General features: G+C 53.2%; 25 protein-coding genes. 6 read left to right on the top strand and 19 right to left on the bottom strand.

What is annotated here, in order from left to right; translation table 11 throughout:
* Nucleotides 1–236 precede the first annotated feature (236 nt).
* Nucleotides 237–830: a helix-turn-helix domain-containing protein gene (locus SIB46_RS00030; protein ID WP_413296523.1), complete on the top strand. Its 594-nt coding sequence runs from the start codon at nucleotides 237–239 to the stop codon at nucleotides 828–830.
* Nucleotides 830–1126, top strand: a complete 297-nt coding sequence (locus SIB46_RS00035; RefSeq protein WP_413296524.1) for a hypothetical protein — start codon at nucleotides 830–832, stop codon at nucleotides 1124–1126. Before SIB46_RS00030 ends, SIB46_RS00035 begins: the two co-directional genes overlap by 1 nt.
* On the opposite strand, the gene SIB46_RS00040 is transcribed toward SIB46_RS00035, so the two are convergent.
* Together SIB46_RS00040 and SIB46_RS00045 are read right to left on the bottom strand one after the other, a co-directional pair.
* Entirely contained in the window at nucleotides 1113–1718 is a 606-nt protein-coding gene (locus SIB46_RS00040) for a ferritin (RefSeq protein WP_413296525.1), read from the bottom strand. The genes SIB46_RS00035 and SIB46_RS00040 overlap by 14 nt on opposite strands.
* A 330-nt stretch (nucleotides 1719–2048) precedes the next feature.
* Entirely contained in the window at nucleotides 2049–2633 is a 585-nt protein-coding gene (locus tag SIB46_RS00045) for a hypothetical protein (protein ID WP_413296526.1), read from the bottom strand.
* A gap of 580 nt (nucleotides 2634–3213) precedes the next feature.
* Between SIB46_RS00045 and SIB46_RS00050 the strand changes: the two genes are divergently transcribed.
* Together SIB46_RS00050 and SIB46_RS00055 are read left to right on the top strand one after the other, a co-directional pair.
* The gene (locus SIB46_RS00050) at nucleotides 3214–3669 is read left to right on the top strand and encodes a Fur family transcriptional regulator (protein WP_413296527.1); all 456 of its coding nucleotides are present in this window, start codon (nucleotides 3214–3216) and stop codon (nucleotides 3667–3669) included.
* Nucleotides 3627–4739 (top strand): ABC transporter ATP-binding protein, encoded by a 1113-nt coding sequence (locus SIB46_RS00055; RefSeq protein WP_413296528.1) that lies wholly within the window; start codon nucleotides 3627–3629, stop codon nucleotides 4737–4739. Before SIB46_RS00050 ends, SIB46_RS00055 begins: the two co-directional genes overlap by 43 nt.
* Here SIB46_RS00055 and SIB46_RS00060 read toward each other — a convergent pair.
* From SIB46_RS00060 to SIB46_RS00070, 3 genes are all read right to left on the bottom strand, one after another.
* The gene (locus tag SIB46_RS00060; RefSeq protein ID WP_413296529.1) at nucleotides 4651–6192 is read right to left on the bottom strand and encodes an ABC transporter permease; all 1542 of its coding nucleotides are present in this window, start codon (nucleotides 6190–6192) and stop codon (nucleotides 4651–4653) included. The two genes, SIB46_RS00055 and SIB46_RS00060, sit on opposite strands and share 89 nt — an antisense overlap.
* Before the next feature lie 2 nt (nucleotides 6193–6194).
* Entirely contained in the window at nucleotides 6195–7166 is a 972-nt protein-coding gene (locus tag SIB46_RS00065) for an extracellular solute-binding protein (RefSeq protein WP_413297799.1), read from the bottom strand.
* A gap of 178 nt (nucleotides 7167–7344) precedes the next feature.
* Complete coding sequence (locus SIB46_RS00070) at nucleotides 7345–8388, bottom strand: extracellular solute-binding protein (protein WP_413296530.1); 1044 nt, start codon at nucleotides 8386–8388, stop codon at nucleotides 7345–7347.
* Between the two features lie 286 nt (nucleotides 8389–8674).
* On the opposite strand from SIB46_RS00070, the gene fldA reads away from it, so the two are divergent.
* Nucleotides 8675–9184, top strand: a complete 510-nt coding sequence (gene fldA, locus SIB46_RS00075) for a flavodoxin FldA (RefSeq protein ID WP_413296531.1) — start codon at nucleotides 8675–8677, stop codon at nucleotides 9182–9184.
* Between the two features lie 47 nt (nucleotides 9185–9231).
* Here fldA and SIB46_RS00080 read toward each other — a convergent pair whose 3' ends face one another.
* From SIB46_RS00080 to SIB46_RS00110, 7 genes are all read right to left on the bottom strand, one after another.
* Nucleotides 9232–10185 (bottom strand): NAD(P)/FAD-dependent oxidoreductase, encoded by a 954-nt coding sequence (locus SIB46_RS00080; RefSeq protein WP_413296532.1) that lies wholly within the window; start codon nucleotides 10183–10185, stop codon nucleotides 9232–9234.
* Complete coding sequence (locus SIB46_RS00085) at nucleotides 10178–10948, bottom strand: serine aminopeptidase domain-containing protein (protein ID WP_413296533.1); 771 nt, start codon at nucleotides 10946–10948, stop codon at nucleotides 10178–10180. Before SIB46_RS00085 ends, SIB46_RS00080 begins: the two co-directional genes overlap by 8 nt.
* Before the next feature lie 966 nt (nucleotides 10949–11914).
* Nucleotides 11915–12952 carry a chlorophyll a/b binding light-harvesting protein gene (locus SIB46_RS00090; RefSeq protein ID WP_413297800.1) on the bottom strand — a complete coding sequence of 346 codons (1038 nt, stop codon included), beginning with the start codon at nucleotides 12950–12952 and terminating at the stop codon, nucleotides 11915–11917.
* 253 nt (nucleotides 12953–13205) lie between these two features.
* A complete protein-coding gene (locus SIB46_RS00095) occupies nucleotides 13206–13490 on the bottom strand; it encodes a hypothetical protein (protein WP_413296534.1) in 285 nt (94 codons plus the stop codon).
* 578 nt (nucleotides 13491–14068) lie between these two features.
* Nucleotides 14069–14218: a hypothetical protein gene (locus SIB46_RS00100; protein WP_413296535.1), complete on the bottom strand. Its 150-nt coding sequence runs from the start codon at nucleotides 14216–14218 to the stop codon at nucleotides 14069–14071.
* A gap of 146 nt (nucleotides 14219–14364) precedes the next feature.
* Complete coding sequence (locus tag SIB46_RS00105) at nucleotides 14365–15522, bottom strand: CobW family GTP-binding protein (RefSeq protein ID WP_413296536.1); 1158 nt, start codon at nucleotides 15520–15522, stop codon at nucleotides 14365–14367.
* Between the two features lie 18 nt (nucleotides 15523–15540).
* Nucleotides 15541–15936, bottom strand: a complete 396-nt coding sequence (locus SIB46_RS00110) for a MerR family transcriptional regulator (RefSeq protein ID WP_413296537.1) — start codon at nucleotides 15934–15936, stop codon at nucleotides 15541–15543.
* Between the two features lie 56 nt (nucleotides 15937–15992).
* Between SIB46_RS00110 and SIB46_RS00115 the strand changes: the two genes are divergently transcribed.
* Nucleotides 15993–16208, top strand: coding sequence for a DUF3721 domain-containing protein (locus SIB46_RS00115; RefSeq protein ID WP_413296538.1), 216 nt, complete (start codon nucleotides 15993–15995; stop codon nucleotides 16206–16208).
* A 249-nt stretch (nucleotides 16209–16457) separates the two neighbouring features.
* On the opposite strand, the gene SIB46_RS00120 is transcribed toward SIB46_RS00115, so the two are convergent.
* The 7 genes from SIB46_RS00120 to SIB46_RS00150 form a co-directional block, all read right to left on the bottom strand.
* Nucleotides 16458–17228: a hypothetical protein gene (locus SIB46_RS00120; RefSeq protein ID WP_413296539.1), complete on the bottom strand. Its 771-nt coding sequence runs from the start codon at nucleotides 17226–17228 to the stop codon at nucleotides 16458–16460.
* A 63-nt stretch (nucleotides 17229–17291) separates the two neighbouring features.
* Nucleotides 17292–18089, bottom strand: a complete 798-nt coding sequence (locus tag SIB46_RS00125; RefSeq protein ID WP_413296540.1) for a hypothetical protein — start codon at nucleotides 18087–18089, stop codon at nucleotides 17292–17294.
* Nucleotides 18090–18352: 263 nt separating this feature from the next.
* Entirely contained in the window at nucleotides 18353–19261 is a 909-nt protein-coding gene (locus tag SIB46_RS00130; RefSeq protein WP_413296541.1) for a metal ABC transporter substrate-binding protein, read from the bottom strand.
* A gap of 64 nt (nucleotides 19262–19325) precedes the next feature.
* On the bottom strand, nucleotides 19326–20114 hold the full coding sequence (locus tag SIB46_RS00135) for a metal ABC transporter permease (protein ID WP_413296542.1): 789 nt from the start codon (nucleotides 20112–20114) through the stop codon (nucleotides 19326–19328).
* Nucleotides 20115–20117: 3 nt separating this feature from the next.
* On the bottom strand, nucleotides 20118–20834 hold the full coding sequence (locus SIB46_RS00140; protein WP_413296543.1) for a metal ABC transporter ATP-binding protein: 717 nt from the start codon (nucleotides 20832–20834) through the stop codon (nucleotides 20118–20120).
* On the bottom strand, nucleotides 20831–21214 hold the full coding sequence (locus SIB46_RS00145) for a Fur family transcriptional regulator (RefSeq protein ID WP_413296544.1): 384 nt from the start codon (nucleotides 21212–21214) through the stop codon (nucleotides 20831–20833). Before SIB46_RS00145 ends, SIB46_RS00140 begins: the two co-directional genes overlap by 4 nt.
* Before the next feature lie 24 nt (nucleotides 21215–21238).
* Entirely contained in the window at nucleotides 21239–21700 is a 462-nt protein-coding gene (locus SIB46_RS00150; protein WP_413297801.1) for a 6-pyruvoyl trahydropterin synthase family protein, read from the bottom strand.
* Nucleotides 21701–21742 lie beyond the last annotated feature (42 nt).

A 21742-nucleotide genomic window follows, 5' to 3' on the forward strand; every position in this document is an offset into this window, starting at 1 on the left:
GCACGTGGCGTTGAAGGAATCGAAGCAAGCCAGAGCGCCGAGGCATCTCTGCAGGTTGCAACCAGATTTCAGTGCTGGCCTGCCATCAGTTACTGAAAATTCGCCCAAATGATTCGCATGGGCGTATCAAATGATCAAATTGCCTCGCAGTAAGCCGACGCAATTGAGAAGCACTTGCAAAAGAGGTAGTTTTTCCTCTAAGTTGCTAAGCATTCTCAATTGCATTGCCAACTGGCATGTCGTTTCGTTTCCTGCCGGATGATCCGGTGGCTTCCATCAAGCTCAGACCAGGCCAGACCGTGATGGTGGATCCCTCCGCCCGCCGTGGTGGTAGCTGCTTAGAGGTTCTCGAAGGCGTGGCTCGTGTGTATTGCCCCTGTGAAGAAACCGAGGGCATGACCCTTGCCTTTCTGCAGGAAGGAGATCAGGTGCGAACCGATCGCCTGTGCAGTGAGGGCATCTGCGTTGAGGCGCTCACGCCTCTGAGTTTCCGCAGTGATGCGGAGCCCCAGGAAGGTGTTGGTTTTGATTCGGTCAATGAGTGGACGCTGCAGTTGTTGCGCATCCGCCACCTCGGCAACGCTGAATTGCGCCTTCATGCCTTGCTGGCCTTGCTCGTCAACCGTTTAGGCCGTCGCTGCGGCCAGTGGTGTGATCTCCCCTTCCGGATCACCCACGACCGCATTGGTGAATTGATCGGTTCAACGCGCGTGACTTCAACGCGCTTGATCTCGAAGCTGCGCAACAGTGATCAGCTCGATACGCCTTCAGGGGACAACAATCTGCGCTTAAGCGCCGCTCTGATCGAATCAGCACCGGTGCTCGGCTAATGATGACGTACCAATGCCACACCCAGGCTCCTTCTGAAAGCTTGCTGGGGAACCTTTGCCGTCAGATCGATTGGGTTGATAGCCAGTGTCAGCTGCTGCAAGGGATGATTCAACGCTGCGTCGATATCCCCTTGCTGCAGCGTTTGCAGGCTGACTTGGTGGAAATGAAAACCAGAGCCACAGCCCTCGACCAATTGGGCAGGACTGCAGCCATGGATCAGATGTCAGATCAGCTAAGCGTTGCTTTCTACCGGGAGGTCACCCGCCGCACCTTGAACCGACTCAGCCATTGCTGAAGCGTTCACCCAAGTAATAGGGATTGTTATTTCCCTCGGCGAGTTCCGCGTCAAGAATCAAAAGAGCCGCGGCTTGCTCGCCAGCAAAGCGCACACGGCCCAGCAGGTGAGCAAATTCATGCTCTGACTGAATTTGGCCTTCCATGATTGGATCTAGAAACACAGTGGTTCTGGTGTCGGAAGAGCGCTCCGCCAAGGAATAGAGCTGCTGCAGAGAGGCAGTGACATCGGCCTCCAGCAGGAAGGACGCAGCCATGACCTCCTCAAAGCTTGCCCAGCTTTGGCGAGGAGCACCAACCTCTTCCAGCTGAACGGTCTGTCCGCGGGCAACCAAGTAGTCCGCAAAGCTGGCCGCATGGGTGGATTCCGATTGGGACTCCCCGTGGAAAAATTTCGAGAAGCCCCGTAGCTCGCGCTCCCCGAACCACAGAGCGTTGGCGAAGTAGAAAGCGCTCGCACGCCGCTCCATGGTTAGGTGCTGCTGCAATGCATCGAGGAGTGCTGGATCCATAGGCTGTGCCAGGGCCCGTCCGGCAGGACCAACAGCGACATTGGGGGTTGTGGTGGTGCCGCTTGCTTGAAGATTGGTCATCGCATTACCTCTGGGTTCGCAGCAGGTGATACCTGCTTTCATTTCTTATAGACAAGATATGTACAACAAGGCATCTCTGCACGTATCAAATGTGCATTGACCTATATCAACTTGGCCGTATAATGTAAGGCTGTGTTGCAACTGGTTCTCAATTGCTCGCTCCTGTTCAGTGTGCTCCTCTCCCTCCCCAATTAGAGGTGTTGCAGGGTCAACGCAAGAAGAAGGGTTGCAAAAAAGATAAGTGTTCGAAGTGGAAAGGAGGAAAATGTCGCTGCGGGCGTGAATAAGTTTCCAGTAATTGTGTATTTGTAGGAGAGGTTTTATCTGGCCTTATTTCCAGCTGCCTTGAAGTTCAAGTTCATTAGGCCTTAGTTCCATGAGGCGACTTGAAATGATCAATGATCCTTGGTCACTGTCGATGGAAAGGTCGTTGCTTTTGCGCAGATGAGTAATTTGCCTAGTCACAGTGCCTCGGCTTGTAGAGATCATTTCCGCCAGTCGGGCATGGCTCAACCAAAAGGGAAGGCTGTAGGTCTCTTTATGGCGAAACCCAAACTCTTCAACCAGTAGCTGGAAAAGGGCTATGAGTCGCGCTTCGGCTCCAATCAGTTGGCGCACCAGGTGGAGCTTGATCAACCACTGACTCAGGTCTTCTGTGGATCTGTTGTTAATGCCTTCTGTGAGTGTGAAACAGCTTTCGGTAACGGCTTCAAAGTGGAGTATGCAGCCTGTCGGGACCCTGATCAATGCTGGGCTGCCAGCTGAGAACAGTCCCAGGGTGACATCGGAATTATCGAAATCAAAGTTGCCGCCAACTCTTAAGACACCGCTTTGAACCGTAAGTTCAAGAGTTTGTGATTGACCTGCGTTGAAAATTTCCTTGTCTTGAAGCTTGATTATCTCGGCGGCAACCACTGGTGGTGCTTTGATTTCGATTCATACCTGATTATCTTGGAGTCCGTTGATCAAGGTTTCCTAGCACTACTTGAACGTGTAGCAAATGATCTGATCGCGGGTATTAATTGGTCTTTTCTAGGTTTGAGTTGCTTGGGTTGCTGCTATCCATCCATAGTGTCTGTGCTTGGTCAATCGATTTGAGCAGCTCAAGGTGTTCTGCCGTTAAGGCGGTAGCATCTTCAATGGATTGGTGAAGTGACAGATGCGAAATGCGATCCATACACCAATCCTGTAGCTGTTGGAGTTGTTGGTGCCGAAGTTTGATGGGTTCTTGTATTCGCTCCACGGCTTCAAATTGAATTCCTTTAACTCTATTGAGTTGGTCTTCGCTGATGGAGTTACTCGTTGCTTTCCTGCTGGTAAAAGTTTTCATTCTTTTGTTGCATTTTTTACCTGAGAGCTCTTTTGCTTTTGATGTCCCGAAGGTGGCTCGGTGGTGGTCCTAGTTGGGGGATGCGTGGCCTGAGGTGCTCATGCACTGCCCCTTGCCAAATCTCAATAAGGCCTACTATTAAGAACAGGTGCTCCGTACGCGGCTTTGGCTGTCTCCGGCAATCTCCGCCAAGACCTCCACGGCCGAGGTCAGCGCCTGACGCCACAGCGCCAACGGGTGTTGGACTTGTTTGAGCGCACTGGTGCTGGTCATCACCTCAGCGCTGAGGACGTCCATCAGCAGCTTTTAAGGGGCGATTCCAGGGTCTCTTTGGCCACCGTGTACCGCACGCTGCGGCTGCTCACCACCATGGATTTGCTGCGGCAGCTGGAGTTGCCAGAAGGGGGCAAGCGCTTTGAGCTGGCTACAGATGATGACCATGATCATCATCATTTGATTTGTGTTGCGTGCGGGCGGACTGAGGAATTTGAAAGTGAGGAAGTCTTGGAGGCAGGCGCAGCTGCTGCGACTCGATTTGGTTTCAAACTCCTCAGCTCCAGGCTTACGGTGAGAGGGCTATGCCCTTCTTGCGCGGCAATCCAAGGAGGCGATCAGAGCTGACGTTGGCACCATTTCTTGAAGTCCAAGAGCTGTGGCATCGCTATGGCAGCTCCGGTTGGACTCTTCAAAACATCGATTTCTCGCTGGAATCCGGCCAGTTGCTTGGGCTACTGGGCCCATCGGGTTGCGGTAAAACCACTCTGCTGCGTCTCATTGCCGGTTTCGAGAGGCCGAGCCAAGGCGTGATTCAAATCGCGGGTCGTGAGGTGGCATCGACTCGCCGATGGCTCGCACCTGAGCGACGTCAGGTTGGAATGCTGTTTCAGGACTACGCACTCTTTCCCCATCTAACGGCTTGGCAAAACGCTTGTTTTGGTCTGAAGCCTGGTGCAGACCGCGGCAGAGCCCAGTGGCTTTTGGATCTTTTGGGTTTGCAGGATCTCGGTCAGCGCTATCCCCATGAGCTCTCCGGTGGCCAGCGTCAACGCCTCGCCTTGGTGAGGGCTTTGGCGCCGCAGCCCCAGCTGCTGCTGCTGGATGAGCCGTTCTCCAATCTGGATGTGGATGTGCGCTTGCGGCTGCGCGCCGAACTTCCAAGGGTTTTGAAGGAGTGTGGCGTGACGGCCTTGATGGTCACCCATGATCCTGAGGAGGCCTTGGCCATTTGTGATCAGGTGGCGGTTCTCTCCGGTGGGTACTGGCACCAGTGCGCTCCCCCGCAACATCTGGTGGCCCAACCCGCTACTGCTTTTGTGGCGTCATTTGTGCTCCAAGCCAACGTCTTGAGCCAAGAGGTGCTGCGCGGGTTGACGAGCATGAATCAGCAGCAGGCATGCGAGCAGATGCAGGCTGGTTCTGATAGCTGCTGGTTGGTGCGCCAGAAGGATCTGCAGCTCAGTTCAGCGTCCTCAGGCGCGGCCCATGTGATCTCCCGAGAATTTTTGGGTTACGAGTGGCTCTACGTCATCGACGTTGATGGCCAACGTCTACGGCTACGTGTTGGCCTTGAGCAGGACGTCGCTCCGGGGTCTCCTTGCCGAATCAGTTTGCGGGATGGCTGGCAACCCCAGTTGATCCCCGACTCAGTTTGGGGACCAACAGCAGCGTCGCCGCCAGTCCCAGCAGCATGATCAATAGCGCTGGTGCAATGGCCGCTCCAAGGCGTTCATCGCCGGCGTACTGAAAAACACGCACCGCCAGGGTGTCGAAATCAAAGGGGCGTAAGGCAAAGGTGAGCGGTAGCTCCTTGACTGTGTCGACAAAAACCAGAAGAGCTCCAAGGATCAGAGGGCTGCGCAACAGCGGCAGGTGAATCCGCCGCAACACCCCTCTCCAGCTTTCTCCGAGGCTGGTGGCGGCTTCATCCACGCTCGGGGCAAGTCGCTCGAGGCCAGCATCCAAACCACCTTTGGCGACAGCAATGAAGCGGTTGCCGTAGCCAAACAGCAGCAGCAGCAGCGGCGGAAAGCCCAAGGGAGCCAACAGCAGCAGCAGGGCGATCGCCAGCACGGTACCCGGCACGGCGTAGCCAAGGCTGGCTGTGAACATGGCTTGGCGTAGTGGGCCTGGATTGATCCAGCGTTTGCCAATGGCGAGCACCAGTGCCATGGAACTGGCTAACCCCGCGCCAATCACCGCTAGCACCAAGCTGTGACTGCTCAGCTCGATCAGTTCTTCGAGTGATTCATTGCGCAGCTGATCAAGGCTGGTGAACAGCCAAAACAGCGGCAGTCCAACGCTGATTAGAGGCGGAAGGATGCAGGTGGTCTGGGCAACTAAGGCCCGCCACCCTGCAAGTTGCCAGCCGTCAGTCGCGTCGGTGGGTCCCCCCATATCCCAACGGCGACTCTTGCGCCGCTGCCACTGCTCAGCAGCGACTAAGACCGCAACAACAGCAAGGGCGGTTAGGGCTAGGGCAACAGCACCTGGGGGGTCGTCTTGGCCTTGCCAGCGCTCTAGTAACCCCGTGGAAAGCGTGGGTACGGCCAGGAGTTCAACAGCTCCGTATTCGTTGACCACCTCCATGCCTGCCAGGGCAATGCCAGCGGTGACTGCAGGAATGGCGAGCGGCAGGCTGACCCGAAAAAAACTCATCCAGGCGCCGAGGCCAAGACTGCGTGAGGCCTCCAGCTGACGGCGACCGCTGAGCCGGAAGTTATCCCGTGCCAGAAGAACGACATAGGGCAGGTTGGCCAGGATCAGAACAGCAATGCACCAACTCAGCCCGTAGATCTGCACGCCTTCGCGAGCACCTAAATCGGTGATTACGGCTGCTTGGAGATAAGCCGGAGTCGCCAAGGGAAGAAGTTGAGCCAGCGTTAGCCAGCGCTTGCCGGGAAACTGGCAGGAGGCTGTGAGCCAGCCAATGGCGGTGCCCCAGATACCGACGCCTAGGCCCACAAACAGCACCAGCAACACCGTGTTGCTCAGTTGCGTCAGACCATCGCTGCCAAGGCTGAAAAAGCCACCGCCACCTTGCAGGCTGAAGGCCAGCAAGGCGGCGAACGGAAGCAAATTCACCCCAGCGGTAACTGTCAGCAGCAAGCTGAGCCCAGGCCTCGCTGGAGCCCAGGAGCGCTCCATGGTTATTTCCAGCCGTTTGCCTCCATCAGTGCTTGGGCTTGTTTGTTTTTGGCGCCGAGCTGCTCAACGGCAACGTCGTCCGGAGTAAACGTTCCAAACGTCTCTAAAACAGCGTTATCGCCTAGCCCTCTGACGGGATATTCATAGTTCGCAGCGGCATAGCCCTGGCCCGCCTCTGGAGAGGCAAGAAACTCAATGAGCTGGATTGCTTCTTTGGGGTGTTTGGATGCTGCCGTGACACCAGCTCCACTGATGTTGATGTGAGTTGGATCAGGGAACACCACTTGGACTTTTTCTGCCAAGGCCTTGTTGGCCTCACCCTTCTGGCCGCCCAGCATGCGGCCCACGTAATAGGTGTTGACCAATGCAACACCGCAGACTCCTGTGCCAACCGCCTGGATTTGGGGCGTATCACTGGAGAAGAATTCCTGGCTGACATTGCTTGTCATCCCCCGGATCCACTTCGCTGTCGCCTCTTCACCGCGCAGGATGATTTGGTCAGCAACCAATGACTGGTTGTAGGGGCTCTTGCGGTTTCGCAGGCAGAGCTTGCCTTTCAGTGCGGGGCTGGCCAGATCGGCGTAGCTGGTGATGGTCTTTGGATCGACGATCTCAGGGTTGACGATCGGAACGCGCGCGCGGCGCGTTAGAGCAAACCACTGACCGTCAGGAGCCCGGAGATTTGCCGGCACTTCGGTGTTCAGCTTGTTCGACGTGCTGGGTTGGTAGAGCCCCATACCTGAGGCTTTGACCAGCCGAGCTGCATCAGCCAAAACCAATACATCGGCTGGGCTGTTGTCTCCCTCTGCCTCTAGCCGTTGCAGCAGCACCTTGTCTTTGGCTTCCAGCAGGTTGATGCCAATGCCTGTCTGGTCAGTGAATTGTTTGTAGAGCTCTTTGTCGGTGTTGTAGTGCCGCCCGGAATAGACCCCCAGGGTGATCTTCGGTTCTTGTGGGTTGCAGCCAGCGGCCATCAATAGCAGTGGTGCCAGCAGGCTGAAGCGCCTGGTGACTCGTAACCCGAACAAGTTGCTATTGCGAATCCCTTGCAACGTACACACCAACAAGCGCTTTTTGCAAGGGATTCTCAATAGTGTCGCAATAAGCGATGGTCAGGCCCCGCGGTGACATCCATCGCGGGGCCTTGTGGCCTTACTTCCAGCCGTTGTCTTTCATCAGTTGCTGGGCCTGCTTGTTCTTGGCCCCAAGTTGCTCCACCGAGACGCCATCAGCTTTGAAGGTGCCCCAGCTCCTCAAGATGGGATTGTTGCCAAAACCTTTGACTGGGTATTCCAGGTTGGCTGCGGCATAGCCCTTGCCGGCATTGGGAGAAGCCAGAAACTCAATGAGTTTCAAGGCTGCTTGCGGATTGTCAGAGGATGCTGTGACGCCCGCACCACTCACGTTGACGTGGGTGGGATTGGGGAACACCACTTTGACCTTCTCGGCTAGCGCTTTGTTGTCCGCGCCTTTACGGCCGGCCAGCATCCTGCCGACGTAGTAGGTGTTGACCACTGCGACGCCGCACTTGCCTTTGCCAACGGCTTGCACTTGAGGCGTGTCCTTGGGGAAGAATTCCTGGGTGACGTTGTTGGCCATGCCGCGAATCCATTTCGCCGTTGCCGCTTCACCACGCAAGATGATTTGGTCAGCAACCAATGATTGGTTGTAGGGGCTCTTGCGGTTACGCAGGCAGAGCTTTCCCTTCAGTGCAGGGTTGGCCAGATCGGCATAGCTCTTGATGCTCGCCGGATCGACGATGTCGGGGTTGACGATCGGAACACGAGCGCGACGCGTCAGGGCATACCACTTGCCTTGAGGATCACGCAGATTGGCAGGGACCAGTCTGTTCAGCGTCGGTGAAATGCTTGGACGGAACAGGCCAAGCTTCGAGGCTTTGACCAGTCGTGCGGCGTCGACCAAGACCAGCACATCGGCTGGGCTGTTGTCTCCTTCGCTCTCCAGCCGTTTGAGAAGCACTTTGTCTTTGGCTTCCAACACCTTGATGGTGATGCCAGGATTTTGTCTTTCGAACTCGCGATAGAGCTCTTTGTCCGTGTTGTAGTGACGGGCCGAATACACGCCAAGAGTGATCTTTTCTTGAGCGTGGGCGGTCTGATGAGGGGGGCTCAGAACCAAACCTGAGGTTGCCAGTCCGCTGAGAGCCAGGACTGAAATGGGCAGAATGCGCTTCAAGTTGAAGTTGAAAGCTATTGGCAACGTAATTTCAGTCGAAATGGCGTCAAGATTGAAATGAATTCAGCTAGTCGCTCATGGATTACGAGAGGACGTAGCGAATGTACTTGACGTAATGGACCTTTATCGCTACCAGGTCTTTTCTTCGAAATCAAGTTGAGCCTGTGAGCTAACAATATCGGTAAAAAGTTTCTGATCTTTGTAGCCCTTATTACGAGGCAGTCGACCATCTGCTCACCTCTGAGCTGTCTCTGTTGGCTTGACTATGGATTGATCTGCTTCGGCGATGGCTACTACCATCTTTTTTGCAACTTCAACTGGAAAAACATCAGATATCGCTGATCAGCTGAAGGAACTTCTTCCTGATGCTGGCCTTCAAGATGTGGATGAGATGTCCAGCGCACGTGAGCTGGAAGTCCCTGGATCTCTCATTTGCTGCATTCCCACTTGGAATACAGGAGCAGATGAGGCTCGATCAGGAACAGCATGGGATCAATGTATTGAGGAGATTCCCTCGATGAATTTTGCTGGAAAAACTATTGCCATTGTTGGTCTTGGTGATTCGGCATCCTATGGTGACTATTTTTGCGATGCCATGGAAGAGCTTTACACCGCTTTTTCCAAAGCTGGAGCGAATATTATTGGAAAAGTTCCGACCGATGGTTACACATTTAATGAATCAAAAAGTGTGCTGAATGGCATGTTTTGCGGTCTCCCCATCGATGAGGACAATGAATCGGATTTGTCCCACGAGAGACTCTCGAACTGGCTGAACTTGATTAAGCCTCAACTCTAAACTGCTCTCGATAAGCTAATTAAAAAGCGCCTTTTTAGGGCGCTTTTTTATTGATGTACCCAGTCAACCTGGATGGACTCACGCTGGTTTAGATATTTGTCAATCGCCATGGCTGCAATGCAGCCATCTGAACAAGCCACCACAGCTTGTTTGTAGGGAGTATTTCGAATATCACCAATGGCCCAGATGCCTGGTACGGAGGTCATCATGTGGGCATCGACGGATACACCTCCTGACTGGTCAAGATTGACTTGGCCATGCAGAAAATCCGTGATTGGCTTGGAACCTGACGAATAAATAAATACGCCTTGAACTGGAATCCTGAGTTCATCACTATTCAGCTTGATATCAATTCCTGTCACTCCTGAACCATCTCCAAAAATTGCCTTGATCTTACCTCTTTTCCATAGTCGAACATTATTAAGTTGTTCAAGCTGAGAGACCCCTTTAAGGCTTTTGCTTGGTGATCGCTTGGCAACCCAGTGAACGGTGGAGGCGAACTTCGTGAGAACAAGAGCTTCATCAATCGCCTCTTGGTTCTCGCCATAAACGGCGACATCTTGACCTTTAAAGAACGCGGCATCGCAGGTGGCGCAGTAGCTAACGCCTTGCCCTAAATATTGCTCCTCGCCTTCAAGGAATGAAGTTCGTCCCATGGCCCCAGTCGCTAGGACAAGTGTTTTTCCGCTGAAAACACCATCAGGGGTGTAGACAACTTTGTTTTCACTAGATACATCTATTCCATACACCTGCGTTTGCAGGTAGCGAGCTCCGTATTCGAGTGCTTGGTTGCGCATTTGCTGCAGCAACTGTTCACCACTGAGTCGGCCAGGTGTCCCTGGATAATTGGCAATCTTGCTAGTAATTGCCAGGGCTCCTGCATCAGGATTTTTGTCAAGAATGAGAGTGTTTAAAGATGAACGCGCTGTGTATAAGGCACAGCTACAACCAGCGGGTCCGCCGCCAATAATTAAAACGTCAACACTATTATTTTTATCCATTATAGGGCGATTTCCAAAGTTGTTTCATTTGTTGGATTCCTGTTTCTAGCCAGGCAGGATCCGGTGTCATTTCAGCAAAAGAATGAATTGCCCAGGACACTTCCTGACAATGTGTGTGTTGCATAAAATGCCTGCCTTTTGTGATTGAGACGTAGCGGTCACCGCGTTTGAGAAATGGTTGCCATCGCTTCTCACTATTGCGGTCGACAATAAAGTCATCATCACCATTGATGACAAGCATTGGTACGTTATGTGGTTGGCACTTTGTGGTTAGCTCTGATGTCATGAGAGAACTCAGGGAGTATTCCTCATCTAGGCTTTTTTTGAGTAGTCCACTCGTCGCTTTGATGAATCCAGGACATTGCTGTCCCGTAAGAAGTTGGCTGAGGTGAATTAAGACGTCCTCTCTGGCATTAGGCAACATCTTGCGGATTTCATGATATTGAGCTTGCCAGGTGTATTCAGTAATCGAATCTGTTGATAGAAGGACAATGCCTTGAATCAGGCTTGGATGGCGCTGGGCAAATGTGTTGGCAAGAATGCCACCAATTCCATGGCCAATCAAGATAGGTGCTGATCGAGCCTCTCGAATACTGGTCTCTAAAAAACCTAAGATGGTTTCGAGTGTGCAGACCTCATCTGGATCAAGATGGAAGCACCATCTTTTGACATTGAGTTGTTTCCTTGCTAGCTGCTTGGCCAGTTTATTGCTAAAGCAGGCAAGGCTTTGATTGAGCTCTAGGAATAGTATGTTGTTGGTCATTATGATTGGATTAATTGGCTTAGCAAACTATGAATCTCTTTTCTTTAATGCAAGATTTTAAGTGGTTGTAGACACGGCTTTCTGCTGATGACATTGAGTTGCGTATTGAACGTAGATAATCGAGATCTTCTGTCCTAATTGTGTGAGAGATAGTGCTTTTGAGATATGTTTCTATGACAGGGCTGATTCCCTTTGGACTCCCGCCAGTCGATCGCATGATTTGTCTAAATGCGTGTTGTCTTACTATCAGTTCTTAGCTCTCAAGACTTCGTCCAAATCAATCTGCTCTTGGTATCAAATGCTTTGGCCTGGTCTCTCATTGCTTATTGAAGATCTCCTTCTGATGGACTGAGCTGTTTGATTGGTTCTTGCTGAAGCCCACTTTGCTGCATTGAAAAGCGTCTCTCAGTTCTGCAGGATGTGTTTTTTGAGCTTTGGCTTTGTTCTTTTGTCGCGAGTTTTGTCCGATGAGTTTTTACGCTTGAGTCAGTTGATTGATCCATGTGCAGGAACAAACTCTTGATCTCATTGCATCAACTCTTCTTCTACAATTTTTGTTTGTTTTCTCTCTGCAAGCGCGCATGGTGATCGATGAGACGAACGGTTATACAAGGGGTGGGGAGAAGCGAGGATATTCGCGTATGCGTCAGCGTCTTCAGACTCTGTTGAGAGATGCCTGATTCAATTGGGCTATTTCCGGATTTGAATCCACTTCCCAGGGTTGAGATCAGTGCTTATTTTCAAAAGCTCTTGAATCGCCAATCTCGCGATTGATCCTTTCGCTTGAATTGCGATGTCAAAGCAGGTGGATCCAAAAATGATGAGAGCAATCCATGTCCATGCTGTGATGAGCGAAGCTCTTTCCAAGCAGAAAGTCCAGATCATTTAGTCCTTTGATTTAGGTAGAACTCCCGGCTCTAAGCCACAGGCCTAGGTGCTAGGAGTTCTGTTTTTGGCTTTGATTAATCAGGCTGAAACTCTTGTTGATTCGAGATTTTCAAAAGCCTCAGACACTTTTTTAAAGTCAAATCCCATTGAACGTAGTGCATGCCAAAGATGGCCCTGCAGGAAGAAGAAAGCCAAGAAAAGATGGGTATTGGCTAGCCAAGCTCTTGAGGTGTAGAGGTCTGTTCCTATCGAAATTGAATCTTTGAAATAGGGCGCTACACCGAAGCTCAGCTTGAGCACATCTCCATACAGTTCTGTGGGATAGATGGTGGTATTCACTGAACACCACAAGGCTGTCACAAACCCCATCAGAGACAATCCTGCCAGTGAATACGAGAGGACTGCTTCGCCTGAGTAAATCAGAACCTTTTTAAAAATGCCAAAGGGTTTGGTCGCAATGTGCCATGCACCCCCACTAATAAGGGCAAATGCCAAAACAGCATGCCCACCCATGATGTCTTCCAGGCTGGTTATTGACAGAAAATTTGTTTGATAGCCCCACACCATGTTGAGATCGATGTTGGGCTCAACTGTTCGAACCATGCCCGTCGCTGCATCGTAGATGCCGTGGCGTTTGGCCCATTCGACAAAGGCGATAGCACCAAGGCCGAGGAAAATCAGGTGATGTCCAAGAATGAATGTCAGCTTTCCTGGGTCTTTCCAGTCGAAATCAAATTTTTGTGCTCTGCCCTCGGCTGCTGATAAGTCTTTGGGGCATCGAAAGAGGTGCCAAAAACCTGCTGCCCCAAGGACGGCAGACGAAACCATATGAAATGCAGCCGTGGCAATATACGGTTCGGTGTTGCTGATTTCTCCAGCTTCATTAAGGCCAATACCAAGGCCGGCAAGGTGAGGCAAAACAATCAAGCCTTGCTCACCCATTGGAATTGCTGTGTTGTATCGGGCGAGCTCAAAAAGCGTGAATGCTCCGGCCCAAAACATCATTAGCCCAGCATGTGCTGCGTGAGCTGCAATGAATGAACCCGACCGATTGGCAACTCCAGAGTTTCCTGCCCACCACCCATAGGTGGTATCAGGTGATCCATAACTTTGCACATTGAAGTGGCGGTGCTGCTTAAAGGTATTAGTCAAGTACCCCTGCATTTCTCGCGTCTTTACACAATTCATTGTTGATGTAACTGATTGATCTTGCTTTTGTTTTCTTTGTCACAAGCTGACGTTGATATGTCTCCTCTTTCCTTGTGTTGCCTCTGCAGTTCCTTTGATTGATTTCTCTGACTGGTTCCTTGTGTCTTGAGCCGCGTTTCGGTTGATGCAGTTCTATGTATCTTTTGCTGGGGCAGTCAGGTCATGGATCAATAGTGCTTTGATTGGCTTTGCTGCCTGATTCCCTCCCCTCAAGGTTGACCGATTGCCTCCACCACGGCTGTTCCCCAAGGGCTTCAAGCAGCATCTGGTATGCGCTGACCTCAATCCAGCCCCAGTCCTTTGGGTAGACATGCTGCGCTTTGAGGATCTTCTGATCTAGTTCTCTGAGTGACTTTGGAAGTTCTGTTAGCCCAAACTGAGCTAAAGCTTGCTTCTGTGCTGGTGTTACGTCTTCTGTCACCGTATGGCCGTTGCTTGCCGGCATTGTGCTGTTCTGAATTGCTAGTTCTCGGCTCGATGACGCAGCTTAGTGTTTCATTTGTTTCTCGTTCTTTTTGTCTTCAGTTCAGGTACAGCATCCTTGTGTTTTTTTGCCCCCTAGGATGTCATTCCTTTTGGTATAAAAAATTACGCCTTGTCGCTGCATTGGTTGGTGCCTGAGTTGGTTGCTCATTCATTCTCGAATTGCTCAAGTCAACTGATGTTGCTTGAGAAGTTTGAGGAGTCGTTCACCTCAAGCGCTGCCATAGGCCTTGGGTCGGCTATGGCTTAAGTCCCGGGGCTCCTCGACTCCGGGCGGCTTTTATGAGGTGCTTCAATCTGTTGCTTGATTGCCTGCCTCGATTGGACCTGCTTTTGTACCAATAGGCTTCGCTGCAAGCAGCATCTACTCAATATCCAGCTGTCTCAGGCACCCATGCCCAGCACTGAAATGCGTTTGGTGTTGGGAAGTCCGGCAGTGGTACCACTGGGCGCATTGCTGGGGCATCCTCCCTCCCACGCAGAGAAGACCTGGAGTTGGTTCAACCCAACTTCAGGCACCAATTGAATTGATGAAATAAATCAGCGGCGATACTGACTGCGCACTCGGACCGGCACCAACACAGGCTGCCTGAGTCCGCCACTGCGGTCGTCGTCATCGGAGTCAGCCACCATCCACAGGGCAATGCCCACCAGTAGGAAAACAGTGCCAAGGAGGGAGAGCTCCAGCATGGCCAGCTGCGGAATTGCCCCCGACTCTAGTCGTGTTTTCTGGAATATGTGATTTCTCGCTGCTTTGGGCCTTTCCCGCTGATTCTCAGGGCGCCCTGCAAAGGGTTTTGAGCCCCCTGAGGATGGTGTTTGAACGGCCCCAAGCTTTAACTCTCTTCCACAACACAGGCCTGCAACTGCTGTTTGATCGTGTCGTGGTCGAGATCGCGGCCAATGATCACCAGCTGGTTTTTGCGGGGGCCTTCCCAGTCGGTGTCATCGATCGAGAAGCGCTTCCCCGCTAGGTGGAACACATGTCGCCGCTCGCTTTCTTTAAACCAAAGAATCCCCTTGGAGCGAAAGACAGTGGCTGGTAGTTGGTTGTCGAGGAAGTTCTGAAAAGCTCTCAGGCCTAAGGGTTTGTCTGTTTGAAATGACAAGGATGTAAAGCCTTCAATCGAGCCGTCATGGCTGTGGTCATGCCCATGGTCGTGTTGGTGGTCATGGCCGTGATCGTGATCGTGATCGTGGTCGTGGTGATGCGCGTGGCCGTGATCGTGTCCCTCGTGCCCATGGCCGTGATCAGCGTGGGCGTGATCGTGGTGATGCTCATGATTGTGGTCATGGTTTGCATGCCCGTGGTCGTGAGAGTGCTCGTGATGCGAGTGCTCGTGTTCCTCTTGGGCCTGCTCCTCAACGACCTTGTCGGATTCGAACAGTCCAACGCTCAGCAGTAGTGGCAGGGGTACATCCCCTTTGACCGAATGCAAGAAGCGAGCATCGGTTTTGATCTCGCTGAGCATCCCTTCCAATTCTTGAAGGCGTTCTGGCGGAACCAGGTCACTTTTGTTGAGCATCAAGATGTCGCCGTAGAGCACCTGAGCCCGGCCCACCTCTGTATCGAGGATCTCTTCGCCAAAGTTCTCAGCATCAATCAGGGTGATGATCGAGTCCAGGCGCGTTTCATTGCGCAGGTCACTGCCTAGAAACGTCATCGCCACCGGCAGTGGATCGGCAAGCCCGGTTGTTTCAACAACCAGATAGTCCGGTGGCTCCGGGCGCTCGAGCACCTTGTAAACGGTCTGAAGCAGTTCGTCGTTGATGCTGCAGCAAATGCAGCCATTGGTGAGCTCCACCATCTCGTCGTTGGTCTTGACGATCAGCTCATGGTCGATACCGATCTCGCCAAATTCATTGACGAGTACTGCTGTTTTGAGCCCCTCCTGGTTGGTCAGGATGTGGTTGAGCAGGGTGGTTTTCCCTGCTCCCAAAAACCCGGTCAGGATCGTGACGGGGACAGGTGTATGGCTGTGAGTCGAAGTCAAGGGCCGCGAGAACGGTTCTCACACCAGTTTGGCGTCTAAACGGCCACCGCAGTTCACCCAGCCCTGCATTGTTTCGTGGAGTTCTTGCTGAAGGTTCTGCAGAGCTTCAATTTTTTGATGAATGGCCTGCTGCTGTTCACGCATCGATTGCTTGAGCTGCTCGCAGTGGCAGGCCCCTTCGCGTTTTGCGGCTAGGTAACTGCGAATGGTTCCTAGGGCTAGTCCGAGGCCTCTCAGGTTTTGGATGAGGCGGAGCTCCTCAACAACATGCTGGTGATACAGCCGGTATCCCCCTTGGGTGCGGGCAGCTACGGCAATAAGGCCCTCGTCGCTGTAATAGCGAATGGTTTTGACGCTCATTCCAGCCCGCTTAGCGGCAGCGCCAATGCGGATCCATTCACTGGAGTCATCCATGGCTTGACTCTCCACTAACTGGAGCCTCGATCATAAAAATATTCTCAGTAAAAAAGATGCCGAAGCTGCTCTTCGCATTGGTCCTCTTGGCTACCGCCTCAGCTGGTCTGGCTGTGAGTGTCCAAGCCCACAGCACTGGGATTTATAAGTCTGAGGCTGAAGCCAAGCAGCGTGCCGCTGAGCTGGGTTGTGATTCAGTGCACCAAAACAACGGACGTTGGATGCCTTGCTCTGATGAGGCTGAATTGCATCGCATGCTGAGAAAGCAATGAAGCCGAGAGTGATCCACAGGGCGGTGGTTGTCGTTGCCACATTGCCGCTGCTCATTACGTCGGCAACAGGTTCGATCTACAGCTTGCTATTGGAACAAGGAGTCGATGCTTTTTGGCTGCTCAAAATTCATACGGGCCGGTTTGGAGTTGTTAATCTTCAGCCCTATTACTCTTGGCTGCTTGGAGTGTTGACGCTCCTCGCAATTGGCTCGGGAATTCTATTGCTTGTGGGCAAGCCAATACGCTCATTTAAAAGTTGAAGACAAGGCCTGCTTTGAGGATTTGTATTAGCCCTGTTTGGTCTGCTTGAAAGATGTAAGTAGGTTCATATTCCATGAAAATCTCGTAACGCTCCGTTGGGCTGAAGCGAAGATCCAATTTGGTAGCAAGGTCTGTGTGAGGTGATGTTTGGTCGCTCCAGCGAAGGCTCGGGCCAGCCTCGAGTGCTATCTCAACTGAATCCAACTCCAATCCATAGCCAAGTCTCGGGCTGGTCAGTATGAACTCTTGGTGGCCTCCAACAGCCCAGCCGCCTTGTTGTTCGAGCTTGATATAAAAATCCGAAGTATCTGCAAATCCTTGGCCGATATCAAATTGGGGTTGACTTGCTGAGGTTAGTGGGATGACAAGTCCCCATTTTGCTGTTTGGTAAAACCCGCTATTGTCAGTTTCTGTGCTCAATGCAGGCTCATATTCACCGTAAAGCTCGAAGGAGGTGTTTTCGGGGACCCACGCTCCTTCTAGCTTTGCGCTCCAGTCAGTTCGATTCTGCAAATTAAACGTACTGATGTAGCGCGGGCCGAGTTCGAATCCAAGGGTGAGTTGAGGACCTTCAACTGCATAGCCAAGTCGTGCAGATGTCACTGCTGCTTCAGCATCTTCTTTGAACCATCCAACTTCTTGCTCTGTAAAGAGATAGAAGCCATCAGTAATGCCTTTTGTCTCCAATTCTTGAGCACTGCCTGGAATGGCGAATGCTGAGGTGGTCGCGAGCAAAAGTAATCCGAGAGCTCGATGCACCTGAATGGGCTGATAGTTGATCAGAGGCTAGACGGGGTTCCCCGTCTAGCCGTGAGAGTTGGCTTAGAAGCTGAAAGTCACGCCAGTGCCAACGTGATGCTGGAAACCTTTGCCCCAGCCTTCACCACCTTTGGTGCTATACATCGGCTCCCAGTGAGCAAACAGCACTGCGCTCTTGCTGACTGGATATTCGAGTGCAAGTTCACCACCCCAGTCGGTGCGGCTGGGCAGCTTGGCGTAAGCACCTGGTGTGTAGAAGCGAGGACCACCAGAAAGGGTGACATTCAGCTGGTCATAGTTGAAGCCAAATCCGGGCCATACATCGGTGTAGTTGCCAACGTATGAGCCGTCGGCTTCCCAGCCACTGGCGTTCTTGGCTGAGATGAAGATGCCGTCAACGATGGACTCCAGTCCATCGCCAAGAGCAAAGTTCACATCACCATCCCCGAAAGCATAGATGGCACCAACTTCAACTTGGTTTTTCATGCCTTTCGTCTCTTCACCTTGGTTCTCGGTGACGATGTAAGGCATCCAGGCAGCGGAGAAAGCTAGTTTCTCATTGGGCTCATAGCGAGCTTGAACAAACCCTTTGAGGTCAATGCGGCGGAAAGGAGCTCCAGAGCTGTGACTCTCCTCGTGGTGGTCATGCTCTTCTTCGTGATCGTCTTCATCTTCGTGATGCTCATCTTCGTGATCATCATGGGCATGAACCAAGCCATAGAAGTGTTCTGCTTCGCCCCAAACGGATGCAATTCCGAATTGAGCTTCGATAGCGAAACTGCCGTTGTTTTCTAAGCCCCATTCAAGGACTGTTCCAACCAGAGCATCGATCGCGTAGTGCTCCGGCTTGCCCTCTTCCACCAGGTTGTTCTCGAAGCCGCCATGGCCTTCGATCGTGATGACTGGGCGGACGCGGTATTCACCCGGGTCAAGATCTTGAGCGCTGCCACCACCATGGGCTCCATGGGAATGGGCTGCTGTTAAGAGGGCGTCAGGGATGCCAAAGCTGAGGCCGATGCCAGCTCCGATCAGGATTCTTTTGATGGCAGGTGAAAAGACGTTCATCGTTGAAATGTTTTTGGGTCGTACTTGGTTGGCCTTGAGGCCTGGTTGGGTGATTTCGCTCAGGAAATAGCTGCCCAGCGAGCCTGTAGTTGGTCGGCTTGCTGGGTGTTGCATTGCCCGCCCTGGCTCACAACGAAGTTGCAGACGTTGTCAGTGGCGGTTTGCACCAGGCTGCGCCCAGGTGCTGTGCCTTCGCTGTAGAGCGGTCTGGAGGCAATCGGAACTCCAGAACTGCGGCTGATGCGCCGCATTGTTTTTGATGCCGGCAAGTTGTCGGCAAAGATTGCTTTGGTTCCTGACGCCTTAATCGCTGAGCTGATTTGGCTCAAGCTCGAGGGGCGCAAGGTGCCACCGGTGGCGTATTTATCGAGAAGTGGCAACTCCTTGATGCCATAACGACGTGCCATCGGAGCAAAGCTCCTGTGGCTTGTCACCAAAACACGCTGCTGCGGAGGAACGGTTGCGATCTGAGCTTTGATCCAGCCATCGAGATCTTTCAGAACTGACACTGCCTGTTGCTGGCGATTGCTGATGGCATCAGCGCTGCCAATGGCATTCACACCCTTGAGCTTGTTGCTCACCACCCCGCTCATGGCGATCACATGTTGGGGGTCATGCCAGAGGTGAGGGTCATTGCCTGGGTGATTGGGAATGGCAATTTCTCCCACCCGCACCACCGGTTGTTTGGTGGTGACCTTGTCGAGAGCGGGGGTCAGGCTGTAGCCGTTGATCAACACCAAGTCGGCGTTAGCCAATTGCTTCCGCTCGCTGGGGCGAAGCCGCAGGTTGTGAGGATCTTTGCCAGGTCCAACGATGCAGTTCACCTCGGCTTGCTCAGCAGCCAGGGTTTTGGTGAGGTTGCAGAGGATCCCATCGGCACCGATCACCACTGGTGTCGCTGCACTGGCAGCTGTGGTTAGGGCCGCAGCGCATGCCGTGATCCCAGAGGTGAGCCACGCGTGGCGCATGTTTTCCTCTCAAAAAATGATAATCATTCTCGTTTTGAGGGAGCTCCTGGGCTAAAGCGTTCGGTCAGTTCATGCTTTGGTCTGGCTTGGGTAGACAAAGCAGCAGTAAGCAGAGCAAGCCGATCACCGGTCCTGGTGGAAGATCCAGCAGCAGGGCCAGGCCAAATCCGCCAAGACTGCAGCTTGATCCGATCACAGAAGCTCGCACCATGGCTCCCGAAAGGCTGCAGGCTTGATTGAGCCCAACTACAGCAGGGGCACAAAGCAGGGCGATCACCAGGATGATTCCAACTGCAGAGATGGCGCTGACGATGACCAGCGTTGTGACTATCGCCAACAGGGTTCGCAGTTGGTGAATCGGTACACCCGCGGCTTCGGCGCCCTCGGGATCCACTCCGCTGAACACGAGCCGTTGGTACTGAGTACCGATCAATGCCAGGGCTGAGGCTGCTGCAATCAGGGTTTGCAGCAGGTCTCGACCGCCAGCGATCAACAGATCACCAAACAACAGTGCTTCGAGTTCTACGCGCTGTTGAAGGAGTGCCAGTAACAAGACTCCTATCGCCAATGCGCCAGCAAGAACTGTGTTTTGAACAGCTTCTTGCTGTTGTTGATGGCAGCGAATCAATCGCTCAGCAACGAGTGCAGCAGCGAGGCCACTCACCCATCCACCAATGGCTGGATCGAGCTGCAGCGCGACTGCAATGGCCAAGCCTGGTAGGACCCCGTGTGCAATCAGGTTGGCCTGCAGGATCCGCCTTTGCGTCAGCAAAACAGTTCCAACACATGAGCACAGGGCTCCTTCGAGCAGAGCAAAGATCAGGGGCAACCCCCACCATGGAAGAGCTTCCATCACCTAGTTGGGGCAGCGATTGGCTGCACTCATCAACGCATTGAGCTGCTCCCCAACATCTTGTGGGGAGCCATCAAACAGAATTTGTCGGTCCAGCACGATCACCCGGTCGTAGCTCATCAGTGCCGGGCCCCAGTCGTGGCTTGTCAGGCAGATGCTGCGGCCCTCCTGGGAAAGACTTTGCAGAAGAGCAATCACGCGCTCACGGCTAGGAGGATCAAGCGCGGAACACGGCTCATCGAGGAGCATGGTCGCTGCGTTTTGAGCGATCGCTCCGGCGAGCAAGACGCGTTGCTGTTGTCCTCCTGAAAGACGTCCGAGGCGTTCCTTAGCGCGTTCGCGCAGCCCAACACGCTCTAGTGCTTCTTCTGCGGAGACCACAAAGCTGCCGGTTCTTGTCTTGGGTTTGCGTAAGCGGACCATGTCCAGGGCGGTAATCGGAAACGACCAATCGATGCGGCCCCGTTGTGGCATCAGTGCAATGCGATGCCTGCACGATGTAACGGGTGTATCGCCTACAAAAACATCGCCTTGGCTCGGCTTGAGCAGCCCTTGAAGAACGTGCAAAAGAGTGGATTTCCCGGCTCCATTGGGCCCGATTAAGGCCGTGAGCTCTCCTTGCCGCAGTTTCAGGTTGATGGAATCCAGAACGGCTTGAGAACCAAAGCTGTGGCTGACTGCTTTGGCTTCCAGTGCAATGGCGCTGCTGTTGCTTGTCATTTGGGCTTGCACTTGGCGCAGTACCCAAACACCTCCAGGGTGTGGAAGAGCGGCTCAAACCCCTCGGGCGTTGGCAGTTTGAGACCTTGTTGCTCAACAGGGCAACTCGTTAACGGCTGGCTTGTGCCGCACTCCAGGCAAGTGAGGTGGTGCACATCACGCTCCAGTGGGCTGTAGAGCAGTTCGCCACTGGGTAGGTGCCGGCAGCGCACTCGCCCTGCTTGTTGGAGCACGCGCAGATTGCGATAAACAGTGGCCAAGCCCATGCTCTGGCCCAGTTCGCAACTCAATTTGTGCAGCTCTTGGCCACTCAGTTCCATGTTGCTCGCCTCAAGGATCCTGAGGATTTGTCTTTGGCGGTCGCTGAGGCCTTTCGCCATGCCACGGCTTAGAACGCCCCAACCTTAAGAGCAGTGATCAACAGCCCAGCTGGGCTTGGCCTCCCAATAGGCAGCGTTGCTGGAATTCTCCCTGGCTTCCACCTTCCAGCACCAGCTGCGGCCGCCATCGCGCTCTTGCAGCAAGGTATTGACCTGCTGCCATACCCAATGGGCGCTGCCTTCCATGCCCACATTGCCCATCACGCGCAAATCCAAGGCGCCGAGCTCATGCAGCCGCTCCCACTCGCTCAGCAGTGGGTCATCGCTATTGGCCAGAAAAGTGTGGTCGAACTGATGCCTCAGCTGCTTCCTCAGTTCCTTGAGGCTGGAGAAATCCACCACAAACCCATTGGCATCGAGTTCGCTGGCGCCAAACCAGCAGGTGAAGCTGCGGCTGTAGCCATGCACAAACCGGCAATGGCCCCCGTGGTTCGGCTGGCGGTGGCAGCACGGGAAACCGTCGAAGCTTTTGGAGCAGGTGTACATCGCGCTGCCGCTGCGCTGCAAAGCTAGTAAAAAGTCTCCCTT

This window comes from Synechococcus sp. MIT S9452 (assembly GCF_047304245.1).
GTDB lineage: Bacteria > Cyanobacteriota > Cyanobacteriia > PCC-6307 > Cyanobiaceae > RCC307.